Annotated in this window: 1 protein-coding gene; it reads left to right on the top strand. The window is 45.2% G+C overall.

The window, feature by feature from the left end; genetic code table 11:
* The first annotated feature begins 93 nt into the window (after window positions 1-93).
* Entirely contained in the window at window positions 94-1,587 is a 1,494-nt protein-coding gene (istA, locus tag AAEY68_RS20610; RefSeq protein WP_350586782.1) for an IS21 family transposase, read from the top strand.
* Window positions 1,588-1,709: the final 122 nt, after the last annotated feature.

Genomic DNA, 1,709 nt, shown 5'->3' with positions numbered 1-1,709 from the left:
TATTAAGCGACAATTACGGTGGCCGGTCTAGCGACAATTATCTTGGCCGGTTGATCTGATAAGGTTCGGTACAGCAGAACGGAGGAGTTCACTGTGCCGGGAACACGAATCACTGATCAGCAGGTCACTATTTATATGAAACATAGAAAGCGTAATAGCCAAGTTATCGCGGCTGCGAAAGCAGGTATTTCAGAACGTTCAGCAAGGCGCATTGATAAACTGGATGAGCAGCCATTGTCTAATAAACGCCAATGGCGAACGCGTATAGATCCACTTGAGTCTATCTGGGACAGTATTGTTGTCCCTCTACTTCAAGGTGATACAACGTTAACTCCGGTGGGAATTTTTGATCATCTTTGCGAGTTTCACACCGACAAATTTAACCCGAACTCACGGCGTACATTAGAGCGTCGAATTCATAAATGGCGGGCACTGTATGGCTCAAGCAAAGAGGTCGTATTCCTGCAAACACACGAGTATGGCCTATTAGGTATGTGTGATTTTACACATGTCAAGTCACCCGTTACCATTGCTAGCGAACCCCTAAAACATATGTTGTTTCATTATCGTATGCCCGCTAGTGGCTGGGCTTACGCCCAAGTGATTTACGGCGGTGAAAGCTTTGCTGCTTTTTCTGATGGCGTGCAAAACGCATTTAAAGCAGCCGGCGGTGTGCCTAAAGAAGTGCGTACAGACAGTCTGAGTGCCGCCTATCGTAATCATACGAATGATAATGATTTTACAGAGCGCTTTAATGAGCTAGTTATCCATTATGGCTTTAAAGCGACCCGCAATAACCGCGGTATTGCGCATGAAAATGGGGCTATTGAGAGCCCTCATGGGCATCTTAAATCGCAACTGGAGCAAGCATTAAAAATCCGTGGTAGTTATGACTTTCAGACAAGAGAAGTCTATGAATCGTTTGTTGCCGACATTGTTGCTCGCCGTAATCGCCGTGTAAGTGATAAGTACGCAGTAGAGCAGCGACAATTACATGCTTTACCACGGACGATGAGCGTCAATTACACCGAGCATTATCTAACGGTGTCACGTACGAGTACTATTTCGTTGAAACGTGTTACTTATAGCGTCCCGTCACGCCTTATTGGTAGCCGATTGCTTGTTCGTTTATATGACAACCGTTTAGAGCTGCGCTATGGCAGCGATTTTGTTCAAACGTTAGCGCGTGTCTATGCGTCAAAAGGCTGCCGTGCACGTAATATTAGTTACTTACATGTTATTGACGCACTGGTTAAAAAACCATTGGCATTTCGCTACTCACAACTACGTGACGACTTACTCCCAAGCGACAATTACAAAGCTATTTGGGAATACGTTAATGCCCACCTTTTAGCGGATGAAGCGAGCTATTACATGGTGAAATTGCTCCATTTAGCGAAACAAAGTGGGTGTGAACGCCAATTAGGGCGATTTGTAGCAGCGTCAATTACTCAGCGACAATTACCGGCCATCCGAGAATGTGAAGCGCAGTTTTTAGTGATTGCATCAAACATACCCAGAATGACAATAAAGCAACACAGCTTGAGCGCTTATAGCTGCATGATACCGGGAGGTCTACATGGATAACTTCACGGCCTCGTTACCTTTAATGCTGAAACAATTAAAGCTTAGCACCATGCTTCAACAGTGGAATACCCTGGGCAAAAAAGCGATAGAAGAACAATGGAGCCCGCAGCAATACTTGTCTG

This window comes from Pseudoalteromonas sp. RB2-MNA-CIBAN-0110 (genome assembly GCF_040309305.1).
In the GTDB taxonomy this organism is placed as follows: Bacteria; Pseudomonadota; Gammaproteobacteria; order Enterobacterales; family Alteromonadaceae; genus Pseudoalteromonas; species Pseudoalteromonas arctica.
Note: the sequence above shows the minus strand (reverse complement) of the source record. Positions and strands in the feature narration are given on the sequence as shown.